The sequence below is a fragment of the uncultured Shewanella sp. genome (genome assembly GCF_947501665.1).
Lineage (GTDB): Bacteria > Pseudomonadota > Gammaproteobacteria > Enterobacterales > Shewanellaceae > Shewanella.
On the sequence record NZ_CANMWS010000097.1, the window covers coordinates 1 to 341 of the forward strand.

The 341-nt window shown below is 41.9% G+C and carries 1 protein-coding gene; it reads left to right on the forward strand.

Going from position 1 to position 341, the window contains the following annotated elements; all coding sequences use genetic code 11:
- Positions 1-341 (forward strand): IS30 family transposase (locus Q0976_RS24080; RefSeq protein ID WP_299497404.1); only part of this gene is annotated, 341 nt, incomplete at both ends.

The window sequence follows — 341 nt, forward strand, 5'->3', positions numbered from 1 at the left end:
CATTGGCAAGCGAGGGACAGGAGTTTTTGTGACGTTAGCTGAACGAAAAACCCGTTTCTATTTAGTGAAGCGTGTTGATAGTAAACATGCTGATGTGGTTAAGGACGCACTGATTGCCATGCTGAAGCCCTATAAAGACTCAGTTCATACTATTACGTTTGATAATGGTGGTGAGTTTGCAAAGCATGAAGCAGTCGCTGAGGCACTGGATGCTGATGCCTATTTTGCTCATCCTTATAGCTCTTTTGAGCGCGGCTTAAATGAAAATTTTAATGGTCTACTGAGACAATACTTCCCTAAAGGTATGGATTTAAGTGAGGTGACAGAGAAAGAAGTCAAAG